The sequence below is a fragment of the Marinospirillum sp. genome (assembly GCF_014859565.1).
Window position 1 is genome coordinate 1 of the sequence record NZ_JACUUA010000303.1, and the last position, 3351, is coordinate 3351.

A 3351-nucleotide genomic window follows, 5' to 3' on the forward strand; every position below is an offset into this window, starting at 1 on the left:
TAAGCTCAGGAGAAAAGCATGGGTTCAGTAAAACAGGTAAAGGTAAATCGTACCGCGCCTCAACAGGGCTTTATTCTGGCGCTATCCCTGTTAATGATGCTTTTTGTGGGGCTTGTGGTCATTACTGGCACCCAGCGTACCGGAACTGAGCAACGCGTCGCCATATCCGAGTTGCATACTGCCAGCGTACAGGCAGCAGCTGAGGCAGGACTTTATCGGTTACGTAATCAGCTGAAAATTGCTTGTAAAGGTTTAAGTGATCCTAATGCCTGCGCTACTAAATTGAAGGAAAGTCTTTCCAGTAATGCAAAAATCGCTGAACTGCTGGACTTGGGTGAGGATACTCTAGGGGTTGGTATTTCTAATGACCGCCGTATTTATGATGCCGACAACGAGTTCTTCTGGTGGATACCAGTGATATGCCCTGAAATTATAGAGGGGAATAATTCGGCAAGTTTGACCGTGCTTAGCTACGGTGAGGCTGGACTAGATCCGACCAATCCACGCCAGCGGGCAATGGTAAGTGCCCGGATAAAAATAGATATGGAGGACTTGGATGAAGGTGGGCCAGATACTGATGACTCAAATGATGAAGTGTTATCCGCCAAAGAGGTTTTGTCTGATCTTTTTGGTCAGTTCTCGGCCATTACACAAGCCGCAAACCTGCAGGGGAGCGGAAAGATATTTGGTGATGTGGCAGCTACATCAGAACCGAAGATAACAGGTGGCTCAACGTTTGACGGCAATTACAGTGAAATAACAACGGATGCCTACGATGCACATCGGGACGTAGTTAATAGCTATTTTAACACCTTTTCTACACTTGGTTATTCCAATGGTACTCTCAATGTAGTACCAGCACTGGGTGGTTACCCTTTCCGGGATTCACAGATCAGCCCTGATGGATGGCACGGCTTTAATCAAACGTGGAATATCAATGATTGGCAGCAGTTCAATTTGACGCTACATCAGAACCAAGAATTTATGGGACAGGAAGTAACGGTTATTCCTCTGAGTGAATTGAACATTGCAAGTGATGCTAGGATAGAAGTAAAAGGTGGCAATGTGGTGCTTTATGTGGACGGCGATGTAGGTCTGGCTGGTAATGCCCGTTTTACCATTGGTTCAAAAAGTAGCTTAACACTAGTGATGACCGGTCAGTTCACCCTACAGGGCTCCTTTTCTTTTGCCTATCTTGATGAAGAAACCGGTGTGATCACTAGTGGTAACCAGATGGATAGCCGAGTGTTGAATGAAAATGGTTACCCTATATTTTCGGTCTATACCAGTTATGTACAGTCAGGGAACAATGATCAGGGTGTGCGCGTGCAGGGCAACACCAACCTATATGGGGTGATTTATGCTGCCAATTCAGATGTCCGGATTACTGGCAGTGGTGATGTTTGGGGTTCTGTATTTGGCAACAATGTGGATGTAGAGGGTAATGCTTCTATCCGGTTTGCTGCAGAGGGTGTTGGAGGAGATTTGAGTAATGATGACGACGAGGAACCGCCGTCTACTTCAGCTACACCGTCCCCTACACTGGATTCAGAGTTTGACTATGAATTTCCAGAGCATTTGCTTGAGTGCACTGCACCCTAAGTGTATAAACGGATAATAATTAAGGAGGTCACCCTATGACCCATAAAAAACAGCAGGGTTTTATTCTGGCCTTAGCACTGTTGATGATGCTTTTTGTAGGTCTGGTGGTCATCACCAGCACCGAGCGAACTGGACAGGAAACTCGTATCTCCCAGTCGGATGCACCAACAGCAACCCTGCAAGCAGCTGCTGAGGCTGGGTTGCTAATGCTAAGGCAGCAAGTTAATTATATAACAAGGTCTGGCCAATCTTGTAATAATATAGGTAATTTTAATTTAGTGTGTGGATGTATTAATGATATAAGCTTGGCTGCGCTATTTAATGAGCACCCTTACCGATTTAATCATGGTGGAGGATTTTCAGATATTTATTGGTGGTTTGAGAAAAGTGATGAGTTATTCAGTGCAACTTACTATCCCAAAGACCCGTATGACCCTTCTAGTGAAGAGATTTGTATTTTGAATGCAAAGGTATTTGTTGGGATTCCAGCAGAAAATCCATCTTACTATATGTCAGGTTCTATAGCGATAAAAATAAGTGAAGTTGATATTGTTGGAGATTTGTTTGATTTGGATGAATCTAAGGGTTTTCAAGATTTAACAGTTGATGATTTGGAAAAATTTTATGGTGATTTAAGTTTTCTGGATGGAGGCTTGTTCTCAGCACAAGTTATAGGTAATAATGGCACACTTGATCCAAGCTCACTCAGGGATGATAGGATTAATATCGTTGTTGTAAATGGCATTCTTAATGTAACCCCATCTGCCTCTTTAGCTGGCAAGCAGTTTATTATTGTTAGTAACTCTTCAGAGAGCTTTTACTTTAATGCTGGCTCAACTGGAGGTGGTGATAGCACTGGTCAAGGTCAGGGTGGTGGAGGTATCGAAGGTTGGATTATTGCCCCTGATTCAACGATGCAAATGGGTCAAGGTATACCTTCGATGAAGGTAAATGTAAATGTAAATGGTTGTAGATCAACTGCTAGTGGCAACTCCATCGATTGCTTTGGAAATCAAGGTGGTAGTAGTTTCGATGGAAGTTTTGGTTCAGATAAATTTAATCAGCCAGGAGCAGGCAGCAACGATGAATCTACTAACTTTGAGGTTGATGCCTCAAGAGACATGAAGATGGATTTTAACTATTAAAACTGCTTGCCAAGTACACAGAAGGAAGTGCTCGCCTATTTTAAGTAGCTTGTTAACCTGCCCTGTCAGATTAGTGGCAAAGCTTTCTAATAGTTGTTGTTTCTGATGGGCAGTGGTCAGTGCACTCCATAGTGTGCTGGCTTCTTCGATATATTTATGGCTCATCTGATTACACAGCTGGCGCAGTTGCATCCAGGTTTCAGTGCATTCGAGCCAGCCGCACTTCTCGGCTTTATTTAGGTAGAGTCAAGACTTTTACAGGGTCACTTCTTTTTACTGCTTCTTTTGGCTCTGTTGCTGGGTTTTCCCCTTGGCGGTAATCCTGTGTGCTGGGTCAAGACTCGTTTCCCTTCTTTGAACTGTTCGGCCTTGGCTGTTCCCTTGATCGGATCAGTCGGCGGAATCAGGTGTTTTTTGCCATAACCAATCAGGTCAGCACGGCCCATGCTTTTTAAGGCGTCCCGCAGCAGTGGCCAGTTTTTCGGATCGTGGTAACGCAGGAATGCCTTGTGCAGGCGGCGCTGACGCTCACCTTTGATGGCATCCACCTTGTCACTCTTGTAGTTGACCTTGCGCAGTGGGTTGCGTTCGCTGTGGTACATGG

The 3351-nt window shown here is 44.6% G+C and carries 3 protein-coding genes; 2 read left to right on the forward strand and 1 reads right to left on the reverse strand.

Features of this window, described 5'->3' with window-relative positions; genetic code table 11:
• The first annotated feature begins 18 nt into the window (after nt 1-18).
• Both IBX50_RS18730 and IBX50_RS18735 read left to right on the forward strand, forming a co-directional pair.
• Nucleotides 19-1602: a hypothetical protein gene (locus IBX50_RS18730; protein ID WP_292257921.1), complete on the forward strand. Its 1584-nt coding sequence runs from the start codon at nt 19-21 to the stop codon at nt 1600-1602.
• Nucleotides 1603-1637: 35 nt separating this feature from the next.
• Nucleotides 1638-2747, forward strand: a complete 1110-nt coding sequence (locus tag IBX50_RS18735; protein ID WP_292257922.1) for a hypothetical protein — start codon at nt 1638-1640, stop codon at nt 2745-2747.
• Nucleotides 2748-3010: 263 nt separating this feature from the next.
• Here the strand turns inward: IBX50_RS18735 and IBX50_RS18740 are convergent.
• On the reverse strand, nt 3011-3351 hold a 341-nt coding region (locus tag IBX50_RS18740; protein WP_292257923.1), incomplete at its 5' end, for a DUF3362 domain-containing protein.

What these genes read in the sequence shown, in the direction of transcription:
- IBX50_RS18730 (WP_292257921.1), top strand. Translation starts at nt 19, where the DNA reads ATGGGTTCAGTAAAACAGGTAAAGGTAAATCGTACCGCGCCTCAACAG.
- IBX50_RS18735 (WP_292257922.1), top strand. Translation starts at nt 1,638, where the DNA reads ATGACCCATAAAAAACAGCAGGGTTTTATTCTGGCCTTAGCACTGTTG.